Below are 22,341 nucleotides of genomic sequence, written 5' to 3'. Positions count from 1 at the left end.
GGATGGCCGTACGGCGGTCGAGGCGCGCGAGGAGAAACAGCCGATGTCAGACAGCTCCACCCTGCCGCCCGCACGGCTGCGACCCGAAGCGGAGCTGGCCCGCGACGCGCTGTCCACGCCGGTGCTCTCCCGGGCCGCGAGGCTCGCCCGCTGGGCCGGGCCGGACACGCGGGTCGACGCCGGCGGCGGGCTCGTCGAGGAGCAGCTGCCCGCCGCGGCCGAGCTGCTCGGGCTGACCGGGGACGACGCCGCGGCGTACGCGAGCGAGGCGTGGCGGATCGCCGTGGACACCGGGTTGGTCGAGATCGTCGACGAGGAGGAGGGCACCGTCACGACGGGCGAGGACCTCGCCCTGCTCACCGGCGGCTCCCCGCAGGACGTGCTCGGCGTGTGGCTCACCGCCCTGGAGACGGTGCTCGCCGACGCGAGCGTGCCCGACCTGGACGACATCGTCGACGCGATGGCCGAGGGCGGCGAGGTCGACCTGTCGTCCCTCGGCTGGGACCCCGAGTCCGAGACCGAGTTCCTCGACGGCGTGCTCGGCAACCTGTACCTGCTCACCGTCGGCGAGGACGGGGCCGGCGACGCCCCGGTGCCGCTGCCCGCGCTGGCCGCGTCCGTCATCGTGCCCAGCGACATGGCCGAGCCCACCAACGACGTCCTGGAGCAGGTCTCCGACGCGATGATGCGGCTGGACGACCAGTTCCGGCTGCTGGAGCCCGTCGGCCTCGTCACCTACCGGCCGGTGGACGAGGCGCTGATGGCCGACGCGGACGAGGAGCCCGCGGCGCCCGTCGACGAGACCGACGTCGCCCGCTACGGCATGGTCCGGCTCACCCCGCTGGGGCTGTACGCCCTGCGCGCCCGGCTGATGGAGGCCGGCTTCGAGGCGCCCGCCGTCGGAGACCTCGCGGACAAGGGTGCCGACGCGCTCCTGGACGGCACGGCGTCCTACCCGCCGGCGTCGGCCCACGCCGAGACCGAGCTGTGGCTGACCCGGCGTGAACCGCTCGCCGCGGCGCGCGAACTCCTGGGCGCGGCCCGCGGTTCGGACGCCGGCGCGCCCCTGCGCCGGCTGCGCTGCCAGCAGGCGCTGTCCCTGGTCGGCGCCGGGGCCGAGCCCGCGCTGCGGGAGGTCCTCGACGACGCGGAACTCGGGGGCCTGGCCCGGGTCTGGCTGACCGAGCACGGGGCCCGGGACGTGCCCGCACCGTCGCAGGAGATGGTCTTCTGGCTGACCATCGACACGGTGGCGGCGCAGCTCGCCGCGGAGGGCAACTCCGAGGAGCTGCGGGGCCTGGTGCAGGGGCTGGCCATGCAGCACAGCGGGTTCTTCGACACCGCGTGGCGGGTGGAGCACCCGGCCACGGCGGACGTCCTGGAGGCGATGGGGCGGCTGCACCCCGACAAGAAGGTGGCCAAGGAGGCGCGGAAGGCGGCGTTCAAGGCGCGGTCGCAGCAGGGGGGTTGAGCGGGCGTGGGGTGACCGGGGGGTGTCCCGGGTGTCCCGGATCCCTGGGTCCAGCGGACCGGCGGGTGGGCCATGCGGGCCCGGCGCCTGAGGGGTGCCCGGCGCTGCTGCGGGCGCGGGGTGGGTGACGCGGCCCGGCGTGTGCCGGGTGCCGCCGCGCCCACCCGTGCCGCCCTTGGCGGCACGATTGCCCGCGGCTGCGCCGGGCGGTGGGCGGCGTGATGTTCCGCGGTTGCGCGGGGCGGTGGCCCGTGGTGACGTGTGCCGGGTTGGGTGACGCGGTCCGGCGTGTGCCGGGTGCCGGCGCGCCCACCCGTGCCGCCCTTGGCGGCACGATTGCCCGCGGTGACGGCGTGATGGCTCGCGGTGGTGAGTTGCCGTGTGGGTTCACTCAAGTGGGCAGGGGGTGGTCGTGTGCAGTTCAGGTGTTGTTCAGGCGTGGGCGACAGCGTGACGCCGAACCGAGGTCCGCCACCCTCCACGGCACGCTCATCGTCACAGGAGACACCATGTCGCTCACCCGCAGGGACTTCGCCAGTCGATCCGCACTCACCGGTGCCGGAGTCGTGCTGGCGGGCAGCGTCGGCGCCCTCGCCACCGCACCGCAGGCCCTCGCGTCCACCGACACCGAGAGCGCGGACGCGCACGGCCACGGCCACGGTCACGACCACGGCGGGGTCGGCTACGGACCGCTCGTCCCCGACCCGGACGGCATCCTCGCCCTGCCCGCCGGCTTCCGGTACGAGATCGTCACCTACTGCGGCCGCACCAAGCTGGAGACGGGCGAGTACACCCCCTCCAACCACGACGGCACCGCCACCTTCGAGGGCCCGCGCGGCGCCACCCTCCTCGTGAACAACCACGAACTCGCCGGCCCCCGCGCCGACTGGGACCACCCGGTGCCGCTCACCGAGGGCCTCGTCTACGACCCCGCGGCCGCCGGCGGCTGCACCGTCGTCGAGGTCCGCCGCGGCGGCCACGTCGCCGAGTGGGTCGGCATCGCCGGCACCGCCACCAACTGCGCGGGCGGCAGCACCCCGTGGGGCACCTGGCTGACCTGCGAGGAGACCGAGGACAAGGCCGGCAAGAACGGCATGACCAAGGACCACGGCTACGTCTTCGAGGTCGACCCCGAGGACCGCCGCGCCAACCGGAACCCCAAGCCGATCAAGGCGCTCGGCCGCTACGCCCACGAAGCCGTCGTCATCGACCCCAAGCGCGGGCACGCGTACCTCACCGAGGACGCCTCCGGCCCCAACGGCCTGTTCTACCGATGGACCCCGCCGGAGGGCTTCCGGCACGGCCGGGGCCGGCTGCGCACCCTCGCCGACGACGCCGGCGTCCTCGAGGCGTTCAAGTGCTTCGACTCCGGCGGCAAGTTCGTCGACGACCTCTCCCGCGCCACCAGGACGGGCACCGTCTACGGCGTCGACTGGGTCGAGGTCCCCGACCGGGACGCGAAGACCACCTCCGTGCGCAAGCAGTTCACCGACGGCCAGGTCACCCGCGCCCGCAAGCTGGAGGGCATGTGGTGGGCCGACGGCGGCGCCTACGTCGTCTCGTCCTTCGCCCGCGACGAGAGCCCCCGGCAGCACGACGGACAGGTCTGGTTCTACGACCCCAAGCGCCGCACCCTCACCCTGAAGGTGCTCCTCGGCGTCAACCCCGATCCTGCCGCCGACGGCGCCTTCGACGGCCCCGACAACATCACCGTCTCGCCCTACGGCGGTCTCGTCATCGCCGAGGACGGCGAGGGCGTCCAGCACCTGTTCGGCGCCACGGACAGCGGCCGCACCTACCCCATCGCCCGCAACGAGCTGAACATCGGTTCCGAGGAGGGGCCCGAGTACAGCGAGTTCACCGGCGTCACCTTCTCGCCCGACGGCCGGACCCTGTACGCCAACATCCAGACGCCCGGCATCATGCTGGCCATCACCGGGCCGTGGAAGCGGCAGAAGCGCGGCAATTAATTCGCTCGCCCGACCGGTGGCCGCCCTTTTAGAGTGATGAACGTCCAGGTGCGAAGGCAGGACCTACTTCCACTCATAATGGGGCGGTCACGGGTTCGAGTCCCGTCTCCGGCACAACGCGCCGGTGTAACTCAGGGGTTAGAGCACCTTGTCGGTTCCGCCGACCTGAACTCTGGACACCGAAAACTTCACGCACCTCCCGGTGCGAGGGCCGCGGCTACTTCTTCTCCAAAAAGAACCCGATGCCGCGGCCGACTTGATCTCGGGAGGCGCAGCGAACGGCAGGGTGCCCGGTGCGCAGGCAGCGGATACTTCCTTCGACCGGAATGCTGCGGGTTCGAATCCCGTCACCGACTTCGGGTCGGTGTAGCTCAATCGGCAGAGCATCCGGAAAGTCCCGCAGTCGATTCCGACCTCGGGCACCCTCCTTTCGCCACGCCTCCCTCCGGACGAATTCGGGGGGAATTCATCATGGCGCGATTCAACACCAGGTCCGCGAAGGCGCAGCCCGCCTCCCGCGTGACGTCGACGGGCCGGGTCCTCACCACCCACCAGGGCGGCCGGGGCCGCGAGCGCGACCCGCGCTCCGAGCTCTTCCTGCTCGCGGTCGCCAACTTCGTGTCGCAGCAGACCTTCTACGAGTCCGGAGCGGACCGCGACGACCGGTTCGCCGCGCTCGTGCGCGAACTCGCCCTCACCGACCCGTCCTGGACGGCCGGCCTGCTCGGCTGGCTGCGCGGCGAGGGCAACCTGCGCACCGCCTCGATCGTCGGCGCCGCCGAGTACGTCAAGGCCCGCCTCGACGCCGGCGCCACCGACGGCCCCACCAACCGCGAGGTCGTCGCCTCCGTGCTCCAGCGGCCCGACGAGCCCGGCGAACTGCTGGCCTACTGGACGGCGACGTACGGCCGCGCCGTGCCCAAGCCGGTCAAGCGGGGGATCGCCGACGCCGTACGACGGCTCTACCACGGCAGGTCGCTGCTGAAGTACGACACCGCGTCCAAGGGGTACCGCTTCGGCGACATCCTCAACCTGGTGCACGCGGCGCCGGACCCGGACAAGCCGTGGCAGGGCGAGCTGTTCCAGTACGCGCTGGACCGCCGGCACAACCCCGACACCGCGGTGCCGCCCGCGTCGAACCGCGTCCTGGTCGCGCACCGCGAGCTGATGGCGCTGCCCGTCGAACGGCGGCGGGCGGTCGTCACCGCACCCGACGGTGCCGAGCGGCTCGCGGCGGCGGGCATCACCTGGGAGATGCTGGCCGGCTGGCTCCAGGGCCCGATGGACAAGGCGGCCTGGGAGGCCGTGATCCCGTCCATGGGCGCCATGGCGCTGGTCAGGAACCTGCGCAACTTCGACGAGGCCGGGGTGTCCGACGAGGTCGCCGCGCAGGTCGCGGCCCGGATCGGTGACCCGGAGCAGGTGGCGCGCTCGCGGCAGTTCCCCTTCCGCTACCTCGCCGCGTACCGGCACGCGCCGTCGCTGCGCTGGTCGTACCCGTTGGAGCAGGCGCTCGGCCACTCGCTGGCCAACGTGCCCGCGCTGCCCGGCCGGACACTGGTCCTCGTGGACCGCTCGGGCTCCATGTTCTACTCCCGGATGTCGGACCGCTCGGAGCTCAACCGGGCCGACGCGGCGGCGGTCTTCGGCACGGCGCTCGCCCTGCGCGCGGCGGACGCGGACCTCGTCGAGTTCGGAAGCTCCAGCGATCGCGTGACGTTCCGCCGGGGCGAGTCGGTGCTGAAGGTCCTCGGCCGCTTCGGCGACCTGGGCGGCACCGACACGACCGAGGCCGTCCGGCGGCACTACCGGAAGCACGACCGGGTGCTGATCGTCACCGACGAGCAGTACGCGTACAGCCGGCACGGCGACCCCACCGAGCAGGTGCCGGCGGACGTGCCGGTCTACACCTGGAACCTCGCCGGGTACCGGGCGGGCCACGGCCCGTCGGGCCGGGCGAACCGGCACACCTTCGGGGGCCTCTCGGACGCGGCCTTCCGCATGGTGCCGCTGCTCGAGGCCGCCCGGGACGCCGACTGGCCCTGGGCCGCGGCCTGAGGGCACCGGCCCTCGCGGCCCGCACCCCCGCACGGCGGGTGCGGGCCGCGGGCCGCTCACCGGGCCGCTCACCGGGCCGCTCACCGGGCCGCTCACCCGGCCGGGCGAGCCCCGCGCGGTAGGCTGCCCGGGAGGTTCCCCGGCGGGCAGGGAGTAGCGGGATGGCGCAGGTCAGGCCCATGCGGGCGGACGCCCGGCGCAACCGGGAGCGGTTGCTCGCGGTGGCCGTGGAGGCCTTCGCCGAGCACGGGCAGGGCGCCTCGCTGGACGACATCGCCAAGCGCGCCGGGGTCGGCGTCGGCACCCTGTACCGGCACTTCCCGACACGTCAGGCCCTGCTGGAGGCCGCCTATCTGGAGCGGATCGAGGCCATCGCCGCCCGCGCCGACGTCATCGCGGCCGGGCGGCCCGCGGGCGAGGCGCTCGTCGCGTGGCTCGACGAGCTCGCCGTCGGCATGCTGCGGGTGCGAGGTCTGAAGGCGTTGCTGGACACGGCCGTCACCCGCGGCGGACCGGCGTGCGGCGACTGCGTGCGGCGCGCGGCGGCACGGCTCGTGCGGGCGGCCCAGGAGGCGGGCGCGCTGCGGCGGGACGTCGAGCCGATCGAGGTGCTGCGGCTGGTGCACGGGCTGGTGACGGCGGCCGAGTCGGCCGGTGAGGTCGACGGGACCGCCGTGCGGCGGTACCTGTCACTGCTCATGGAGGGGCTGACGCGGACGTGGGGGCGGCCGTCGGTGCCGGCGGCCCCTGGCTCCCGTCGTCCGTCGTTCTAGAGGGCCTGGCCGGCCGGCTTCACCATGCCCCGTACCGTGCGGGACTTGACGAAGTCGCCCATGGCGGTCATCTCCCACTCGCCGGAGTACTGGCGGATCAGCTTCGCCATCATCACGCCGGTCTGCGGCTCCGCGCCGGTGAGGTCGAAGCGGACCAGCTCCTCGCCGGTCGTGCCGTCCAGCAGACGGCAGTAGGCCTTGGCGACCTCGGTGAACTTCTGGCCGGAGAAGGAGTTGACCGTGAAGACCAGGCCGGTGACGTCCATGGGGAGCCGGCCGAGGTCGACGGTGATCACCTCGTCGTCGCCGCCGCCCTCACCGGTGAGATTGTCGCCGGAGTGGCGGATCGCGCCGTTCACGATCTGGAGCTTGCCGAAGTAGCAGCTGTCGATGTGATTGCGCTGCGGGCCGAAGGCGATGACCGAGGCGTCCAGGTCGATGTCCTTGCCGCGGTAGGCGGGCTCCCAGCCGAGGCCCATCCTGACCTGGGACAGCAGCGGCGTGCCGCCCTTGATCAGGGAGACCGTCTGGTTCTTCTGGAGGCTGACCCGGCCCTTGTCGAGGTTGATCTTCCCGGTGCCCGCGGCGGGCGCGGGCGGGGCGGCCGGCGGGGCCGGGGGAGCGGCGGGCATCGTGGGCGCGGCGGCGGGCGGGGCCGGCGGCGGGGTGACCGTCTGCGGCGGGGCCGGCTGGGCGGGGGCCGCCGGCTCCTCGACCGTGACACCGAAGTCGGTGGCGATGCCCGCGAGGCCGTTGGCGTAGCCCTGGCCGACGGCGCGGGCCTTCCAGGCGCCGTTGCGCAGGTAGACCTCCACGATCACGAGTGCCGTCTCGGTGCCGAGCTGCGGGGGAGTGAAGGTGGCGAGGACGGCGTTGTCGTCGGCGTTGCGGATGGTGGCGGTCGGTTCGATGCCCTGGAAGGTCTGGCCGGCGGCGTCCGGGCTGGCGGTGACGACGATCTTCTCGATGCCCGGCGGGACGGCCGCGGTGTCGACCGTGATCGCGTCCGGGGCGGTGCCGCCGCCGGAGCGGTAGGTCACGCCCGGGCCGGTGGGCTGGTTGTAGAAGATGAAGTCGTCGTCTGAGCGCACCTTGCCGTCGGCGGTGAGCAGCAGGCCCGATACGTCGAGCCGCACGGGGGCGGTGACGTCCACCGTCACGCGGGCGGCGGAGAGGGGGATGTTCGAGCCGGGGGTCATAGCTGTCATGCCGGGTGAACGAGCGGGGGCGTTTTACCGTTCCCTTACCCGGGGCCATTCGGGGTGGGGGCGGCGGTCTCGGGGTTCTCGCCCCCGCCGCCCCCTTCCCTTCCCGTCCCGGGGGCTGCGCCCCCAGACCCCTGCTTCGGCCCTGAACGGGCCTCGTCCTCAAGCACCGGACGGGCTGGGTGTGCCGGACGTCGGCTGACGAGCGCTACGGCACCACCACGATCTTCCTGCCCACTCCCGCCGCGAACTGCTCCAGCGCCTGCGGATAGCGGTCCAGACCGATGCGGTCGCTGATGAAGACGTCCGGGTCCAGGACGCCGTTCGCGAACAGTTCCGCCGCGCGCTCGTAGCTGTGCAGGACCGCCATCGAGCCGGTGATGGTGATCTCCTGGTTGTAGATCCGGTACGGGTCGATCTGCACCCGCGTCGCGTAGTCGGCCACGCCGAACTGGAGGAACGTGCCCGCCTTGGCGACCCGGTCCAGCCCGTCCTGGATCGCCGCCGCGTTGCCCGTCGCGTCGATGACCAGGTCCCAGCCCTGGGGGCGGTCCAGCTCGTCCGGGGTCGCCGCCGAGGCCGAGACGCCGAGGCCGCGGGCGGTCTCCAGCCGGGCCGGGTTGAGGTCGACCATGTCGACGCTGGCCGCACCGGTCCGCTTGGCCAGCTCCAGCATCATCAGGCCCATGGTGCCGGAGCCGTAGATCAGGACGTGGGCGCCGAGGCGGGACCGCAGGACGTCGTAGCCGCGGACGGCGCAGGAGAGCGGCTCGATCAGCGCCGCGTCCTGGGTGCGGACGTGCTCGGGAAGCTTCACGCAGTTCGCGACCGGCGCCACCGCGTACTGTGCGGCGCCGCCCGCCGTAGTGACGCCGATGGCCGCCCAGCGTTCGCAGAGGTTGTTGTGGCCGGTGCGGCAGTAGCGGCACTCGTAGCAGTAGAGGGAGGGGTCGACGGCCACCTGGTCGCCGACGGACACCTCCGTGACCCGGGTGCCCACGCCGACCACCTCGCCGGCGAACTCGTGGCCCGGCACGATCGGGAGCTTGGGCGCGAACTCGCCCTGGAGGATGTGCAGGTCGGTGCCGCACAGGCCGCAGGCGGCGACCTCGACGACGACCTCGCGCGGGCCCGGGGCCGGGTCGGGGACCTCGGTGACGACGGCACGGCCCACGGACTCGATGACGGCGGCCTTCATTTCACGGCTCCCAACGACAGGCCCTGGACCAGTTTGTCCTGGGCGGCGAACCCCGCGGCGAGCACCGGCAGGGAGATGACGAGCGACGCGGCGCACACCTTGGCCAGGAACAGGCCCTGGCTGGTGATGAAACCGGTCAGGAAGACGGGGGCGGTCTCGGCGACCACGCCCGTCAGCACCCGGGCGAAGAGCAGCTCGTTCCAGCTGAAGATGAAACAGATGAGGGACGTCGCCGCGATGCCCGGGAGGGCGATGGGGGCCACGACCCGGACCAGGATCGTCGGCAGTCTCGCGCCGTCCACCCGGGCCGCCTCGATGATGGCGACGGGGACCTCGGCCAGGAAGGACTGCATCATCCAGACCGCGATCGGCAGGTTCATCGACGTGTAGAGGATGACCAGCAGCCAGATGTTGTCCAGCATGCCGGTGTTCTTGGCGAACAGGTAGATCGGCAGCAGGCCCGCCACCACCGGCAGCATCTTGGTGGACAGGAAGAAGAACAGGACGTCGGTCCACTTCTTCACCGGGCGGATGGAGAGCGCGTACGCGGCCGGGAGGGCCAGCACCAGGACGAACAGGGTCGACGCGACGGACGCCACCGCCGAGTTGACCAGCGCCGGCCAGGGGCTCGCGCCGCCGCCCGCGCCGAAGAACTCGCGGTAGCCGTCCAGGGTCAGCGAGGCGGCGAAGGACGGCGGGTTGGTGGCGGCGTCCTCCTCCGAGTGGAAGGAGGTCAGGGCCATCCACGCGATGGGCAGGAAGAAGACGATCCCGGCCAGCCAGGCGACCAGGCCCAGGCCTGCGCCGCCCCTGCGGCGGACTCGTGCGGCCTCGGGGCGTACGGCGGCGGGGCGTACGGCGGTGGTGCTCATGCGCGGGACACCTCCTCGCGGAACAGGGACGACACCACGCGCAGCGCGAAGGTGGCGATGACGATCGAGCCGAGGACGACCAGGACGCCCGCGGCCGAGGCGAGCCCGTTCTCGTGGGCCTGGTAGAAGCTCTGGTAGACGGTGTAGGGCAGGTTGGCCGTGCCCAGGCCGCCGGACGTGAGGGTGAAGACCGCGTCGAAGTTCTGGACGATGTAGATCGAGCCGAGCAGGGCCCCGAGTTCGAGGTAGCGGCGCAGGTGGGGCAGGGTGAGGTGGACGAAGATCTGCCAGTCGCTCGCGCCGTCCACCCGGGCGGCCTCGATCTGCTGCTGGTCCCGGCTCTGCAGTCCGGCCAGCAGGATGAGCATCATGAACGGCGTCCACTGCCACACCAGTGAGGCCTCGACGGCGAGCAGCGGGGTGTTCGAGATCCAGTCCGGCTGCGGACCTCCGACGTAGTGCAACAGGCCGTTGAGCAGACCGTATTCGGGGTTGTACAGGACGTGCTTCCACAGCAGCGCGGCCGCCACGGGCACGACCAGGAACGGGGCGATCAGCAGGGTGCGGACCACGCCCCGGCCCGTGAAGCGGCGGTCGAGGAGCAGGGCGAGGGCCAGGCCGAGGACCAGACTGACCAGGACCACCGCCACCGTCAGGAGGATCGTCGTCCACACCGACCGGCGCAGGTCGGGGTCGGTGAGGACGTCGCCGTAGTTGGCGAGGCCGGTGAAGTGACGGGCGTCCGGGTAGAGGGCGTTCCAGTCGAAGAGGGAGATCACCAGGGTGGCGACGAAGGGCAGCTGGGTGACCGCGATCATGAAGATCAGGGCGGGGAGCAGCGGGGCCCGGGTGGCCCAGGCCTTCAGCCGGGAGGACGGCGGGCGCACGGTGGTGCGGACGTTCTCGGGTGCGGCCGCGGGGGCCGAGGTCGTGGCGGTCATCGTCCCTCGTACTCCTCGGAGATCTTCTCGGCGAGCTGCTGGGACTTCTTCAGGGCCTCCTCGACGGACTGGCGTCCGGCGATGGCCGCGCTGATCTCCTGGGAGACCTTGGTCCCGAGGTCGGTGAACTCCGGGATGCCGACGAACTGGATGCCGGGTGCGGGGCGCGGCTGCACGCCGGGGTCGCCCGGCTTGGCGCCCTCGATGGCCTCGCGGGTCATCTCCTGGAAGGCGGCGGCCTCGGCGCGGTAGGCCGGGTTGTCGTACGTCGAGGCCCGCTTGCCGGCCGGGACGTCGGACCAGCCGACCTGGTCGCCGACGAGCTGCTCGTACTCCTTGCCCGACGCCCAGGAGACGAACTTCCAGGCCTTCTCGGGGTTGCGGGACGCCTTCTGGATGCCCCAGGCCCAGGTGTAGAGCCAGCCGGAGGAGTCGGTCCTCTCCACGGGGGCCGGCGCGTAGCCGATCTTCCCCTTGACCGGGGAGTTGGCCGATTCCAGGGAGCCCGCCGCCGACGTGGCGTCGTACCACATGGCGACCTTGCCCTGGGTCAGGTTGTTGAGGCACTCGGCGAAGCCGGACTGGGCGGCGCCGGACTCGCCGTGCTCACGGACCAGGTCGACATAGAACTTCGTCGCCTTCCGCCACTCGGGCGAATCGAGACGGGCCTGCCAGTCCTTGTCGAACCAGGTGCCGCCGAAGGTGTTGACGACCGTCGTCAGCGGTGCCATCAGCTCGCCCCAGCCGGGCAGTCCGCGCAGGCAGATGCCCTTCATGCCCGGCTCGGCCCCGTCCAGTTCGGCGGCGAGGCCGGCCACCTGGGTCCAGGTGGGGTGGGCGGGCATCGTCAGGCCCTTGGCGGCGAAGAGGTCCTTGCGGTACATGAGGAAGGACGACTCGCCGTAGAAGGGCTGCCCGTAGAGCTTGCCGTCGTCGCCGGTGAGGGACTCGCGCATCGGCCCGAGGATGTCCTTCTCGTCGTAGGCCGGGTCCTTCGCGACGTAGGGGTCCATCTCGTGGAGCCACTCGTTGCGGGCGTAGATCGGTATCTCGTAGTTGGAGAGGGTGGCGACGTCGTACTGGCCGGCCTGGTTGGCGAAGTCCTGGCTGATCTTGTCGCGGACGTCGTTCTCGGGCAGGACGGTGAAGTTCACCTCGATGCCGGTCTCCTTCGTGAAGTGGTCGGCGGTGAGCTTCTGCAGCTCGGTCATCTGCGGGTTGTTGACCATCAGGACGTTGATGGCGTCGCCGCCCGACCCGGCTCCGCCCGCTCCGACCCAGCAGCCGGAGAGCAGCGGGGCGAGCAGCGTCCCTGCGGCGGCCGCGGCGAGCAGGGCTCGCGGCCTCCGTCGGCTCTGGGTTCGCATGGATCGCTCCTGAACATAGGGGGAGATATGGGGCAGTGCGGGGCGTGGGGGTGCCCCGCGGGGACGTGCGGGTGGTGCTCAGACGCGGATGACCTGGGGGCCGAGCAGCGAGTAGCGGTGGGCCTCGGCCGCGGGCAGGAGGGTGCTGGTGACGATGGCCTCCAGCGCGCCGATCTCGGCGAAGCGGCAGAAGCTGACCGCGCCGAACTTGGTGTGCGTGCCGGCGAACACGGTGCGGCGGGCGGCGCGGACGGCCTGTGCCTTGACCTCGCTGACGGCGGGGTCGGGGGTGGTCAGGCCGTGCTCGCGGGAGATGCCGTTGGCGCCGATGTAGGCGAGGTCGACGACGAACCCGGCGAGCATCTTCGTCGTCCAGTGGTCGACGGTGGCGAGCGTGCCCGGCCGGACCCGGCCGCCGAGCAGCAGGACGGAGATGGCGCCGGCCTCGGCGAGGGCGCCCGCCACCGGCAGGGACGCGGTGACCACCGTCAGCGGACGGTCGCGGGGGAGGGCCTCGGCGATGAGCTGCGGGGTGAAGCCCTCGTCGACGAAGACCGTCTCGGCGTCGCCGAGCAGCTCGGCGGCGGCGGAGGCGATCCGGCGCTTCTCGGGGACGTGGCTGGTGGCGCGGAAGGCGAGCGTGGTCTCGAAGCCCGCGCTCTCCACGGGGTAGGCGCCGCCGTGGGTGCGGCGCACCAGGCCGTGGTCCTCCAGGGCGCGCAGGTCGCGCCGTACGGTCTCCTTGGCCACGCCCAGTTCGGCCGCGAGCGCGGTGACGTCGACCGAACCGGTGGCGCGGGCGGCCCGCACGATCTCGCGCTGCCGTTCCTCCGCCGTCCTCGTGCCCATGTCGGACACCCGCCTCACCGCCTCGTCGCCGCGTCCTTGCCCGTTCGGGCCCTGGGCGGGCCCTGGGCGGGCCCTGGGTGAAGTTCTACAGCGGCTCCGCGGCACTGACCAGGCTTGTTGCGGGCCCGATGCTGCCCGGTTGTGCCCGCTTCGACTGCCGGGTGCCCGTCGCGGACCTGGGAGGCAGCGGTGCGCGGGGTGAGAACGGGCAGTGCGGATGCCCGCATACGGGGGCGGGCGGGCCCGTTCGGTGCCCGCCCGCCCGTCGTGGGGTCGTCTTCCGGTCAGTACGGCCAGATCGGCGGGTCGGTCACGAAGTGGCCGCCGAGGCGGGCGTGCGCCGGGTTGTCCGGGTCGAGGTCGCCCTGTTCGGCGACGAGCTTCTCGGCGTACGGCTCGGAGTCGTCCTGCGGTTCGTAGCCGAGCGCCCGCGCGGAGGTGAGGTCCCACCACAGCCGGGTGTTGGCGGAGGAGCCGTGGACGACGGTGTGGCCGACGTTCTCCGCGGTGAGGGCCGCGTGCAGGAGCCGGGCGCCGTCGGCGGGGCTCATCCACACCGAGAGCATGCGCACGCTGGTCGGCTCCGGGAAGCAGGAGCCGATGCGGACCGAGACGGTCTCCAGTCCGTGCTTGTCCCAGTAGAGCTGGGCGAGGTCCTCGCCGAAGCACTTGGACACGCCGTAGAAGGTGTCCGGGCGGCGCGGCGTGTCGACCGGGATGAGGGGGTCGTCGCCCTGCGGGCGCGGGGTGTAGCCGACGGCGTGGTTGGAGGAGGCGAAGACGATGCGCCCGACCCCTTCCTCGCGGGCGGCCTCGTACAGGTTGTACGTGCCCTCGATGTTCGCCTTGAGGATCTTGTCGAAGGAGGCTTCCAGGGAGATGCCGGCGAGGTGGATGATCGCGTCGACGCCCCGGACCGCCTCGCGCACGGCGTCCCGGTCGGCGAGGTCGGCGACGATCGCGTCCGGCTCGCCCTCGACGGGGCGCAGGTCGAGCAGGCGCAGCTCGTAGCCGTAGCCGGGGAGCAGGTCCCGCATCAGGGTGCCGAGGCCGCCGGCGGCGCCGGTGAGCAGAACGGTGCGGGGAGCGGGCATCCTCGGGGTCTCCTGGGGTCTCCTCGAAGCGGCTGCCATACGCATGCGCGTACGGCGTTCATATGCGTGGACACGCTAAGGAGGGGAGGCGCGGCCCGTCAAGTGTCCGGGCGGGGTGATGCGGAAGCGGTGAATCCGCTGGTGTGTCGGCCGTTGGTGCGCTTGACCGGCCTCGCGGGGGCGGCTTAGCGTGGAGCCGTTCAGAAATATAGACGCAGATCATACATATGGAATGGGGACCGCCCGTGACCTCAGCCCCTCTCGCCGCCCGGCTCACTGTCCCCAGCGGGCCGCTGTTCTTCCCCGTCACGGCGTACGGCCCCGGCGGCGAGGTCGACCTCGACGTCTACCGCGCGCACGTGCGCCGCGGCGTCGAGGCCGGGGCCGCCGCCGTGTTCGCCTGCTGCGGCACCGGGGAGTTCCACGCGCTCACGCCCGAGGAGTTCCAGGTCTGCGTGCGGGCGGCCGTGGAGGAGACGGCCGGGCGGGTGCCCGTCGTCGCCGGCGCGGGCTACGGCACCGCGCTCGCCGTGCGCTACGCCCGGCTCGCCGAGGAGGCGGGGGCCGACGGACTGCTCGCCATGCCGCCGTACCTGGTCGTCGCCGGTCAGGAGGGGCTGCTGCGGCACTACCGGGAGGTGGCGGCCGCGACCTCCCTGCCGGTGATCGTCTACCAGCGGGACAATGCCGTGTTCACCCCGGAGACGGTCGTCGAACTGGCCCGCACGGACGGCGTGATCGGCCTCAAGGACGGGGTCGGCGACCTCGACCTGATGCAGCGCATCGTCAGCGCCGTGCGCACCGAGGCCCCCCGCGGGGACTTTCTTTACTTCAACGGGCTGCCGACCGCCGAGCAGACCCAGCTCGCCTACCGCGCCCTCGGCATCTCCCTCTACTCGTCCGCCGTGTTCTGCTTCGCCCCCGAGATCGCCCTCGCCTTCCACCGGGCGCTCCACGCGGGCGACGAGGCCACCGCGCACCGCCTGCTGGACGGCTTCTACCGGCCGTTCGTCGACCTGCGCGCCCAGGGCCGCGGATACGCCGTCGCCCTGGTCAAGGCGGGCGTACGGCTGCGCGGACTGGACGTGGGGGAGGTACGGGCGCCGCTGCACGAGCCGAGCGAGGACCATGTGAAGCAGCTCGCTCAGCTCATCGAGCGGGGGCACGCGCTGCTCGACGACGAGGGCGCGGCGGGCGACGAGGGGGAGGGCAAGTGAAGACGTCGGCGTTCGTCTACCCGTGGGACGTCAACGGCGACCCCGGGGCGGCCGGGTTCGTCGCGGGCATCGGCGTCGAGCAGGTGACGCTCGCCGCCGCCTACCACTCCACCCGCGCCCTCACCCCCCGCCATCCGCGCCACCGCGTCGTCACCGCCGAGTACGCCGCCGTCCTCTACCCACCGGACGCCGCCCGCTGGGAGGGCCGCGGACCCCGCCCCTACGAGGCCGGTGACTGGGCGCCCGGCGACGCCTGGGGCGAGGCCGCCGCCGCGCTCGCGGACGCCGGTCTCGAGGTGCACACCTGGGTGGTCCTCGCCCACAACTCCCGCCTCGGCGCCGAACAGCCGCACACCTCCGTCGTCAACGCCTACGGCGACCGCTACCCCTGGGCGCCGTGCATCGCACAGCCCGCCACTCGCGCCTACCTCGTCGACCTGGCCGCCGAGGCCGCGGTGCGGCCCGGCGCGCGCGGCACCGAACTGGAGTCCCTCGGCTGGTACGGGCTGGCGCACCTGCACGCCCACGACAAGACCGGCGGGGTCGGTCTCGGCGACGCCGGGCAGTACCTGATGTCGCTCTGCTTCTGCCCGGACTGCCGGTCGGGCTACGGCACACAGGGCCTCGACCCCGACGAACTGGCCGCCGCCGTGCGGGCCGCGCTGGAGCCGGTGTGGCGGGGGGCCGCGCCGTCGGACGGGGGCTGGGCGGGTGTGGAGAAGCTGCTCGGCGAAACGCGGGCGAACGCCACGCGCGCGTGGCGGGACGACACCGCGCGCACCCTCCAGGAGGCGGCGGTCGCCGCCGTCCGGGCCGCGGCACCCGACGGCTTCCAGGTCATGCTGCACGCCGACCCGGTGTCGTACCACTGCGGCGCCAACGCCGGTGTCGACCCCGCGCACATCCTGTCCGTCGCGGACGGCGTGACCGTGCCCTGCACGGGCGGCGCGGGCCTGCTGACCCCCTTCGCCGAGGTGCGCCGCACCGGTGCGGTCCTGGCCGCCAACCTCACGGTGGTATCCGGCATGGGCGGCAGCCCGCACACCCTCGCCGCGGACGCAACCCGCGCGCGGGAGCTGGGCGCGACGGAACTCCGGCTGTACCACGCCGGGCTGGCGTCGGACGCGGACCTGGAGGCGGTACGGGCGGCGCTGCGGGCGGGGTGAGCGGGGCGCGGGGGACGCGCGGCCTCGGCGACGGCTCCCGGGCCCGCCGTCCCGGGCGGGTCATGCCCGGTCGGTGGCCGCCGGGCGCCGGGCCAGTGCCGCCGCCGTCGCCAGCAGGACCACGCCCAGCACCGGCAGCAGGAGCCGCAGGGTGACCGACCCGACCAGGGCCGCGCCGGCGGCCAGGCCGAGCACGTTCGGCGCGAGGACCAGGGTGTTGGCCGTCGCGGCGACCCGGCCCAGCAGCGGCCCCGGTGTCTCGTGCTGGACGGCGGTCAGGGCGGCGATCAGCACCGCCGGCATGCCCGCGCCGGCCGCCGCGAAGGACACGACGGCCACCGCGTCGTACGGGACGGCCCGCACCGCCACCGCCGCCGCCAGCAGCGCGATCCCGGCCGTCGCGAACCGCCGTCCGCCCAGCACCCGCAGAGCGGGCCCGGCCAGCAGTCCGGCCGCCACCGAGCCGGCGCCCTGGACGGCGTACAGCGCACCGGCGTAGGCGGGAGAGCGCCCCAGGGAGTCGACGACGGCGTACACCGTGGCTCCGCAGACGCCCGCGCACAGCATCATGACGCCGCCGACGAGGACGAGCGGGCGCAGCCGCGGGTGCGCCCACAGGTACCGGGCGCCCTCGGCCGTCTGGCGCCGCCAGTGCACCGCAGGCCGCTCCGGCGGCGCCTCCCGCACCCGCAGAGCGGCGTACAGCCCCGTGGCCAGCACGAACGTCGCCGCGTCCAGCGCCGCCACGCTCGCACCGCCGTACGCCGCGCAGACGCCCGCGCCCGCCAGGGGTGCCACGAGCTTCACGCCCTCGGCCGCGGTCGTGCGCAGGCCGTTGAAGGCGCCGAGCAGCCCGGGGCGGAGGGCCGCCGCGACCAGCGCCGACTCGGCCGCGTCGTGCACGACGCCCACCGCGCCGTACACGAACAGCACCGCGAACAACAGCCACACCGTGTCCGGAGAGTCGACGGCGAAGAGGGTGAGGAGGAGGCCCGCGAGCAGCAGGTTGCCGGCGATCAGCAGGGGTTTGCGGCGGACGCGGTCGGCGAGGGTGCCCAGCGCCGGGCCCAGCAGCGTGGGCGTCCACATCGCGAGCACGCACAGGGCCGCGAGCCCGTCCGATCCGGTGAGCTCCTTCACCCACACACCGGACGCCAGCCACAGCGCGGAGGTGCCGAAGCCGGACACCACCACCGCGGCGAGATACAGCCCCGCGTTGCGGTCGCGCAGGACGCGGGTCAGAGGCCGGGTCCCCCGCGTCGTCTTCCCCGGGTGCGTCGGTTCTGCCTTCATACCCGGCACAGTGGGGCTGAGGTGCGGGGGAGGGCATCGGGCAGGTGCCCTAGATGCGAGGCCCGTGACCGATGAGTCCGGCGGCCCCCGTCGGTCTACCTACCGAGAGAGCCGGTCACGCGTCACCGAGGAGCAGCTGATGACCCAGGACACCCCCGCCCCCGCCCCCACGCTCGACCTCGGACCGCAGGCGCGGATCGTGGCACGCCTCGCGGAAGGGGTGAGCGACGCCTGCCTCGGGGACGCGACGCCGTGCCCGGACCTGGCCGTCCGCAACCTGCTCGGCCACCTGACCGGCCTGGCCGCCGCGTTCCGCGACGCCGCGCGCAAGGACCTGGGCGCCACCACCGACACCAGCCCCGGCGCGAGCGTGCCGGACCTCGGTCCCGGCTGGCGCGAGGAACTGCCCAAGGTGCTCGACGAACTCGCCGACGCCTGGCGGGACCCGGAGGCCTGGACCGGCATGACCCGGGCCGGCGGCGTCGACCTGCCCGGCGCGGTCGCCGCCGCCGTGGCGGTCGACGAGCTGGTGATCCACGGCTGGGACCTGGCCCGTGCCACCGGCCAGGAGTACGCGCCCGACCCGGCCGCGCTCCAGGTCTCGCACGGCTTCCTCACCGCCGCCGCGGAGGAGCCCGACTCGGGCGGCGGCATCTTCGGCCCCGCCGTACCGGTCCCGGCCGACGCTCCGCTGCTGGACCGCACGGTGGGCCTGAGCGGCCGCGACCCGGGCTGGACCCGCCCCGCACGCTAGAGGGCGGCGGGCGCCGTGGGGGCGCCTGGGCGTGGGTGGGCACCGGGACCGGAACGTTCGCGAAGTTGCAGCGGCACACCGGTCGGGGCGGCTGAGCGCGACCTGGATCTCCCACCCCGACGCGGACACCGCCGACCCGCTGCCCGCGCCGTACGCCTGCTCCCTGCGGTGGCACGACCCCCGCCCGCGTCCGTTCCCGTCCACGCCCCGCAGGGCTGCGCCGAGCGTCCGACCGGTTTCCTCGGGCGCCCGGACACCGCGTTCCTCGACTTCAGGCCGCTGCACGACGGCGACACCGCCCGCCCGCCAGCGCCAGCCGGATCCTCACGGAACCCGCCCGCGGCGCCGGCCTCTCCCTGTGCGAGGCGGACATCGACGCCCATCGCGAACGCGAACAGGTGCACCTGACGCCCGAGGGCGCGGGCGGCACCGCCCGTGAGGCCGGCGCCCGGCGTCTGCTCCTCACGCATGTCGGGCCCACGCTCATCCCCGGGGCCGCGGCCGCACGGGCCGCCGCGGCGTTCGGCGGGCCGGCCGCCACCGCGCGCGAGGGCCACAGCACCGTCGTCCGAGCGCCACCCGAACTTTCTTTGTCAGAAGCATTGACGCGGCCCCGCGCCCCTCCTACCTTCAACGCGTCGTACTCCGTACGTCATATATGAGACGCGATATGTGAGATCCGAGAGGCGCGCATGACCTCTGTGCCCACGCCGATCCCCTCCCGCACGCAGTACGTGCTGGAGGAGATCAAACGCCGCATCCTCACCGGACGCCTGACGCCCGGTCAGGCCCTGGTCGAGACCGACCTCGCCGCACAGTTCGGGGTCTCCAAGACCCCGGTGCGCGAGGCGCTCAAGACCCTGGCCGGCACCGGACTGGTCGTGATGAGCCAGTACAAGGGCGCCACCGTGCGCATGGTGGACGCGGACATGGCGCGCGAGGTCTACGACGTGCGGCTGCTCCTGGAGCCGGAGGCACTCAAGCGCGCGGTCCGCCGCGGCGCCTCCCTGGACGCCGCCCGCGACGCGCTGTCCCGGGCCGACCAGGCCACGGACACCGCCGAACGGTCGCTCGCCAACCGCGAGTTCCACCGCGCCCTGTACGTGCCGTGCGGCAACCCGCTGCTCGGCCGGATGCTCGACGAGGTACGCGACCAGGCGGCCCTCGTCTCGGCCGTCGCCTGGGCCGCCGACCCCTCCTGGGAACGGGAGGCCGGCGAGCACCAGGAGATCCTGCGTCTCGCTCTCGCGGGCGACGCGGACGGCGCCGCGAGCGCCCTCCACGCCCATATCGCGTCGTTCGTCGAGCGGGCCTTCCCGCACGCGGGAACCGAGGCCCAGGAAGAGGTCGGTCAGGCATGACAACGACGTTCGAGTCCCAGCGGGCGGCCCTGGCCGACGTGGTGGCCATCCCGGTGACCCCGTTCGCCGAGGACGGCTCCGTCGACCCGGCCGGCTACCGGGCCCTGCTGCGTCGTCTCCTCGACGCCGGCATCACGACCCTCACCCCGAACGGCAACACCGGCGAGTTCTACGCCCTCTCCCCGGCCGAGCGCCGCCTCGTCACCGAGCTGACGGTCGAGGAGGCCGGCGACCGGGCCGCCATCCTGGTCGGCGTCGGCCACGACGTGCCGACGGCGGTCGCCTCCGCGCAGCACGCCCGCGAGCTGGGCGCCCAGATGGTGATGGTCCACCAGCCTGTCCACCCCTACGTCTCCCAGGGCGGCTGGGTCGACTACCACCGGGCGATCGCCGAGGCCGTGCCCGAACTGGGCGTCGTGCCCTACCTGCGCAACCCCCAGCTCCCCGGGGCCCGCCTGGCCGAGCTCGCCGACCACTGCCCCAACGTCCTCGGCGTGAAGTACGCCGTCCCCGACGCGGCCCGGTTCGCCGCCTTCGCCCGGGACGCCGGCCTCGACCGCTTCGTGTGGGTGGCGGGGCTCGCCGAGCCGTACGCCCCCTCCTACTTCTCCGCGGGCGCCACCGGCTTCACCTCGGGCCTGGTGAACGTCGCCCCGGCCGTTTCGCTGAACATGATCGAAGCGCTTCGATCCGGTGACTACCCGGCCGCCATGAAGGTCTGGGAGCAGATCCGCCGCTTCGAGGAACTGCGCGCCGCCAACGGCTCCGCCAACAACGTCACCGTCGTCAAGGAGGCCCTCGCCTCCCTCGGGCTGTGCCGCCGCGAGGTCCGCCCGCCCAGCAAGCCGCTGCCCGACAGCGAGCGCGCCGAGGTCGCAGCCATCGCCGCGGGGTGGGCGATATGAAGCCCGGCAAGTCCCCCGAACAGCTCCGCAGCCACCAGTGGTACGGCACCGACGGCCTGCGCTCCTTCAGCCACCGCGCCCGCACCCGTCAGCTCGGCTACCTGCCCGAGGAGCACCTCGGCAAGCCGGTCATCGCCATCCTCAACACCTGGTCCGACATCAACCCCTGCCACGTCCACCTGCGCGACCGCGCCCAGGCGGTGAAGCGGGGCGTGTGGCAGGCGGGCGGCTTCCCGCTGGAGTTCCCGGTCTCCACGCTCAGCGAGACCTTCCAGAAGCCGACCCCGATGCTCTACCGCAACCTGCTCGCGATGGAGACCGAGGAGCTGCTGCGCTCCTACCCGGTCGACGGCGCCGTGCTGATGGGCGGCTGCGACAAGTCCACGCCCGCCCTGCTCATGGGCGCCGCCAGCGTCGACCTGCCGGCGGTGTTCGTGCCCGCCGGGCCCATGCTTCCCGGGCACTGGCGCGGCGAGACCCTCGGGTCCGGCACCGACATGTGGAAGTACTGGGACGACAAGCGGGCCGGCCTCATCGGCGACTGCGAGATGCAGGAACTGGAGAGCGGCCTGGCCCGCTCGCCCGGCCACTGCATGACGATGGGCACCGCCTCCACGCTGACCGCCGCCGCCGAGGCCCTCGGCGTCACGGTCCCGGGCGCCTCCAGCATCCCGGCCGTCGACTCCGGGCACGACCGGATGGCCGCCGCAGCCGGGCTGCGCATCGTCGAGCTCGTCCACCGGGACCGCAAGCTGAGCGACATCCTCACCGCCGACGCCTTCGAGGACGCCGTCACCACCGTGCTCGGCCTCGGCGGCTCCACCAACGCCGTGATCCACCTGATCGCCATGGCGGGCCGCGCGGGCGTCACCCTCACGCTCGACGACTTCGACCGCATCGCCCGCACCGTCCCGGTGCTGGCCAACGTCCGCCCCGGCGGACAGACGTACCTGATGGAGGACTTCCACTTCGCCGGCGGCCTGCCCGGCTTCCTCTCCCGCATCACCGACCTGCTCCACCTGGACCGCCCCACCGTCTCGCACGACACGATGCGCGAGCAGCTCGCCGGTGCCCTCGTCCACGACGACGACGTCATCCGGCCCCGGCACAACCCGGTCGCGAGCGAGGGCGGGGTCGCCGTCCTGCGCGGCAACCTCTGCCCGGACGGCGCCGTCATCAAGCACATCGCCGCGGAACCGCACCTGCTCAAGCACACCGGCCCCGCCGTCGTCTTCGACGACTACAGAACCATGCAGCGCACCATCAACGACCCCTCCCTGGACATCACCGCCGACAGCGTGCTGGTGCTGCGCAACGCCGGCCCCAAGGGCGGACCGGGCATGCCCGAGTACGGCATGCTGCCCATCCCCGACCACCTGCTCAAGCAGGGTGTGCGGGACATGGTGCGGATCTCCGACGCCCGGATGAGCGGCACGAGTTACGGCGCGTGCGTGCTGCACGTGGCGCCCGAGTCGTACGTCGGCGGACCGCTCGCGCTGGTGCGCACCGGCGACTCGATCACCCTCGACGTCGAGGCGCGCTCCCTGCGGCTCAACGTGGACGACGAGGAGCTGGAGCGCCGCAGGGCCGCGTGGACGCCGCCGCCCGCCCGCTACGAACGCGGCTACGGCGCGCTCTACAACGAACAGATCACCCAGGCCGACACCGGCTGCGACTTCGAGTTCCTGGCCCGCCCGGGCACGGTGCAGGACCCGTACGCCGGCTGACCCCCCCGCGGCAGCAGGACACCGCACACCCACGCACCCGGAGAAAGCGCTTCCCGCGCCGCCGCGCCGCAGGCGCACCGCACGCGCACCACCCACGCACGACGTACCAGAACGGAGAAC

The 22,341-nt window shown here is 73.2% G+C and carries 18 protein-coding genes and 1 tRNA gene; 11 read left to right on the top strand and 8 right to left on the bottom strand.

Translation table 11 applies throughout. The annotated features are described in order from the left end of the window. Nucleotides 1-43: 43 nt before the first annotated feature. The 5 genes from ACGF3H_RS00665 (at nucleotide 44) to ACGF3H_RS00645 (ending at nucleotide 6,272) form a co-directional block, all read left to right on the top strand. Nucleotides 44-1,471 carry a hypothetical protein gene (locus ACGF3H_RS00665; protein ID WP_362495475.1) on the top strand — a complete coding sequence of 476 codons (1,428 nt, stop codon included), beginning with the start codon at nucleotides 44-46 and terminating at the stop codon, nucleotides 1,469-1,471. 509 nt (nucleotides 1,472-1,980) lie between these two features. Continuing rightward, entirely contained in the window at nucleotides 1,981-3,441 is a 1,461-nt protein-coding gene (locus tag ACGF3H_RS00660; RefSeq protein ID WP_362494012.1) for an alkaline phosphatase PhoX, read from the top strand. A 31-nt stretch (nucleotides 3,442-3,472) separates the two neighbouring features. After that, nucleotides 3,473-3,552, top strand: a tRNA-Met gene (locus ACGF3H_RS00655). Between the two features lie 360 nt (nucleotides 3,553-3,912). Continuing rightward, on the top strand, nucleotides 3,913-5,499 hold the full coding sequence (locus ACGF3H_RS00650; protein WP_362494009.1) for a TROVE domain-containing protein: 1,587 nt from the start codon (nucleotides 3,913-3,915) through the stop codon (nucleotides 5,497-5,499). 161 nt (nucleotides 5,500-5,660) lie between these two features. Further along, on the top strand, nucleotides 5,661-6,272 hold the full coding sequence (locus ACGF3H_RS00645) for a helix-turn-helix domain-containing protein (protein WP_362494006.1): 612 nt from the start codon (nucleotides 5,661-5,663) through the stop codon (nucleotides 6,270-6,272). Here ACGF3H_RS00645 and ACGF3H_RS00640 read toward each other — a convergent pair. The 7 genes from ACGF3H_RS00640 to ACGF3H_RS00610 all read right to left on the bottom strand — a co-directional run bounded on the left by ACGF3H_RS00640 (nucleotide 6,269) and on the right by ACGF3H_RS00610 (nucleotide 13,798). Further along, entirely contained in the window at nucleotides 6,269-7,471 is a 1,203-nt protein-coding gene (locus ACGF3H_RS00640; protein WP_362494024.1) for a TerD family protein, read from the bottom strand. The genes ACGF3H_RS00645 and ACGF3H_RS00640 overlap by 4 nt on opposite strands. A gap of 214 nt (nucleotides 7,472-7,685) precedes the next feature. Beyond that, on the bottom strand, nucleotides 7,686-8,675 hold the full coding sequence (locus ACGF3H_RS00635; RefSeq protein ID WP_362494004.1) for a zinc-dependent alcohol dehydrogenase family protein: 990 nt from the start codon (nucleotides 8,673-8,675) through the stop codon (nucleotides 7,686-7,688). Further along, a complete protein-coding gene (locus tag ACGF3H_RS00630; RefSeq protein ID WP_362494001.1) occupies nucleotides 8,672-9,547 on the bottom strand; it encodes a carbohydrate ABC transporter permease in 876 nt (291 codons plus the stop codon). Before ACGF3H_RS00630 ends, ACGF3H_RS00635 begins: the two co-directional genes overlap by 4 nt. After that, complete coding sequence (locus ACGF3H_RS00625) at nucleotides 9,544-10,488, bottom strand: sugar ABC transporter permease (RefSeq protein WP_362493999.1); 945 nt, start codon at nucleotides 10,486-10,488, stop codon at nucleotides 9,544-9,546. Before ACGF3H_RS00625 ends, ACGF3H_RS00630 begins: the two co-directional genes overlap by 4 nt. Beyond that, nucleotides 10,485-11,855: a sugar ABC transporter substrate-binding protein gene (locus tag ACGF3H_RS00620; RefSeq protein WP_362493997.1), complete on the bottom strand. Its 1,371-nt coding sequence runs from the start codon at nucleotides 11,853-11,855 to the stop codon at nucleotides 10,485-10,487. Before ACGF3H_RS00620 ends, ACGF3H_RS00625 begins: the two co-directional genes overlap by 4 nt. 78 nt (nucleotides 11,856-11,933) lie before the next feature. Then, complete coding sequence (locus ACGF3H_RS00615; RefSeq protein WP_362493995.1) at nucleotides 11,934-12,704, bottom strand: DeoR/GlpR family DNA-binding transcription regulator; 771 nt, start codon at nucleotides 12,702-12,704, stop codon at nucleotides 11,934-11,936. Nucleotides 12,705-12,988: 284 nt separating this feature from the next. Continuing rightward, complete coding sequence (locus ACGF3H_RS00610) at nucleotides 12,989-13,798, bottom strand: NAD(P)-dependent oxidoreductase (RefSeq protein ID WP_362493993.1); 810 nt, start codon at nucleotides 13,796-13,798, stop codon at nucleotides 12,989-12,991. Between the two features lie 245 nt (nucleotides 13,799-14,043). On the opposite strand from ACGF3H_RS00610, the gene ACGF3H_RS00605 reads away from it, so the two are divergent. Both ACGF3H_RS00605 and ACGF3H_RS00600 read left to right on the top strand, forming a co-directional pair. Then, the gene (locus ACGF3H_RS00605; protein WP_362493990.1) at nucleotides 14,044-15,015 is read left to right on the top strand and encodes a 5-dehydro-4-deoxyglucarate dehydratase; all 972 of its coding nucleotides are present in this window, start codon (nucleotides 14,044-14,046) and stop codon (nucleotides 15,013-15,015) included. Then, on the top strand, nucleotides 15,012-16,181 hold the full coding sequence (locus ACGF3H_RS00600; protein WP_362493987.1) for a hypothetical protein: 1,170 nt from the start codon (nucleotides 15,012-15,014) through the stop codon (nucleotides 16,179-16,181). Before ACGF3H_RS00605 ends, ACGF3H_RS00600 begins: the two co-directional genes overlap by 4 nt. Nucleotides 16,182-16,241: 60 nt before the next feature. On the opposite strand, the gene ACGF3H_RS00595 is transcribed toward ACGF3H_RS00600, so the two are convergent. Next, a complete protein-coding gene (locus ACGF3H_RS00595; protein WP_362493984.1) occupies nucleotides 16,242-17,474 on the bottom strand; it encodes an MFS transporter in 1,233 nt (410 codons plus the stop codon). A gap of 139 nt (nucleotides 17,475-17,613) precedes the next feature. Here ACGF3H_RS00595 and ACGF3H_RS00590 point away from each other — a divergent pair, with 139 nt between their 5' ends. The 4 genes from ACGF3H_RS00590 (at nucleotide 17,614) to araD (ending at nucleotide 22,221) form a co-directional block, all read left to right on the top strand. After that, the gene (locus ACGF3H_RS00590) at nucleotides 17,614-18,228 is read left to right on the top strand and encodes a TIGR03086 family metal-binding protein (protein ID WP_362493982.1); all 615 of its coding nucleotides are present in this window, start codon (nucleotides 17,614-17,616) and stop codon (nucleotides 18,226-18,228) included. A 692-nt stretch (nucleotides 18,229-18,920) separates the two neighbouring features. Beyond that, the gene (locus ACGF3H_RS00585) at nucleotides 18,921-19,589 is read left to right on the top strand and encodes a GntR family transcriptional regulator (RefSeq protein ID WP_362493979.1); all 669 of its coding nucleotides are present in this window, start codon (nucleotides 18,921-18,923) and stop codon (nucleotides 19,587-19,589) included. Then, on the top strand, nucleotides 19,586-20,494 hold the full coding sequence (locus ACGF3H_RS00580; protein ID WP_362493977.1) for a dihydrodipicolinate synthase family protein: 909 nt from the start codon (nucleotides 19,586-19,588) through the stop codon (nucleotides 20,492-20,494). The genes ACGF3H_RS00585 and ACGF3H_RS00580 overlap by 4 nt, the downstream gene beginning before the upstream one ends. Continuing rightward, a complete protein-coding gene (araD, locus tag ACGF3H_RS00575; protein ID WP_362493974.1) occupies nucleotides 20,491-22,221 on the top strand; it encodes an L-arabinonate dehydratase in 1,731 nt (576 codons plus the stop codon). Before ACGF3H_RS00580 ends, araD begins: the two co-directional genes overlap by 4 nt. Nucleotides 22,222-22,341: the final 120 nt, after the last annotated feature.

It is taken from the genome of Streptomyces sp. NPDC048185 (genome assembly GCF_043202495.1).
GTDB lineage: Bacteria > Actinomycetota > Actinomycetes > Streptomycetales > Streptomycetaceae > Streptomyces.
Note: the sequence above shows the minus strand (reverse complement) of the source record. Positions and strands in the feature narration are given on the sequence as shown.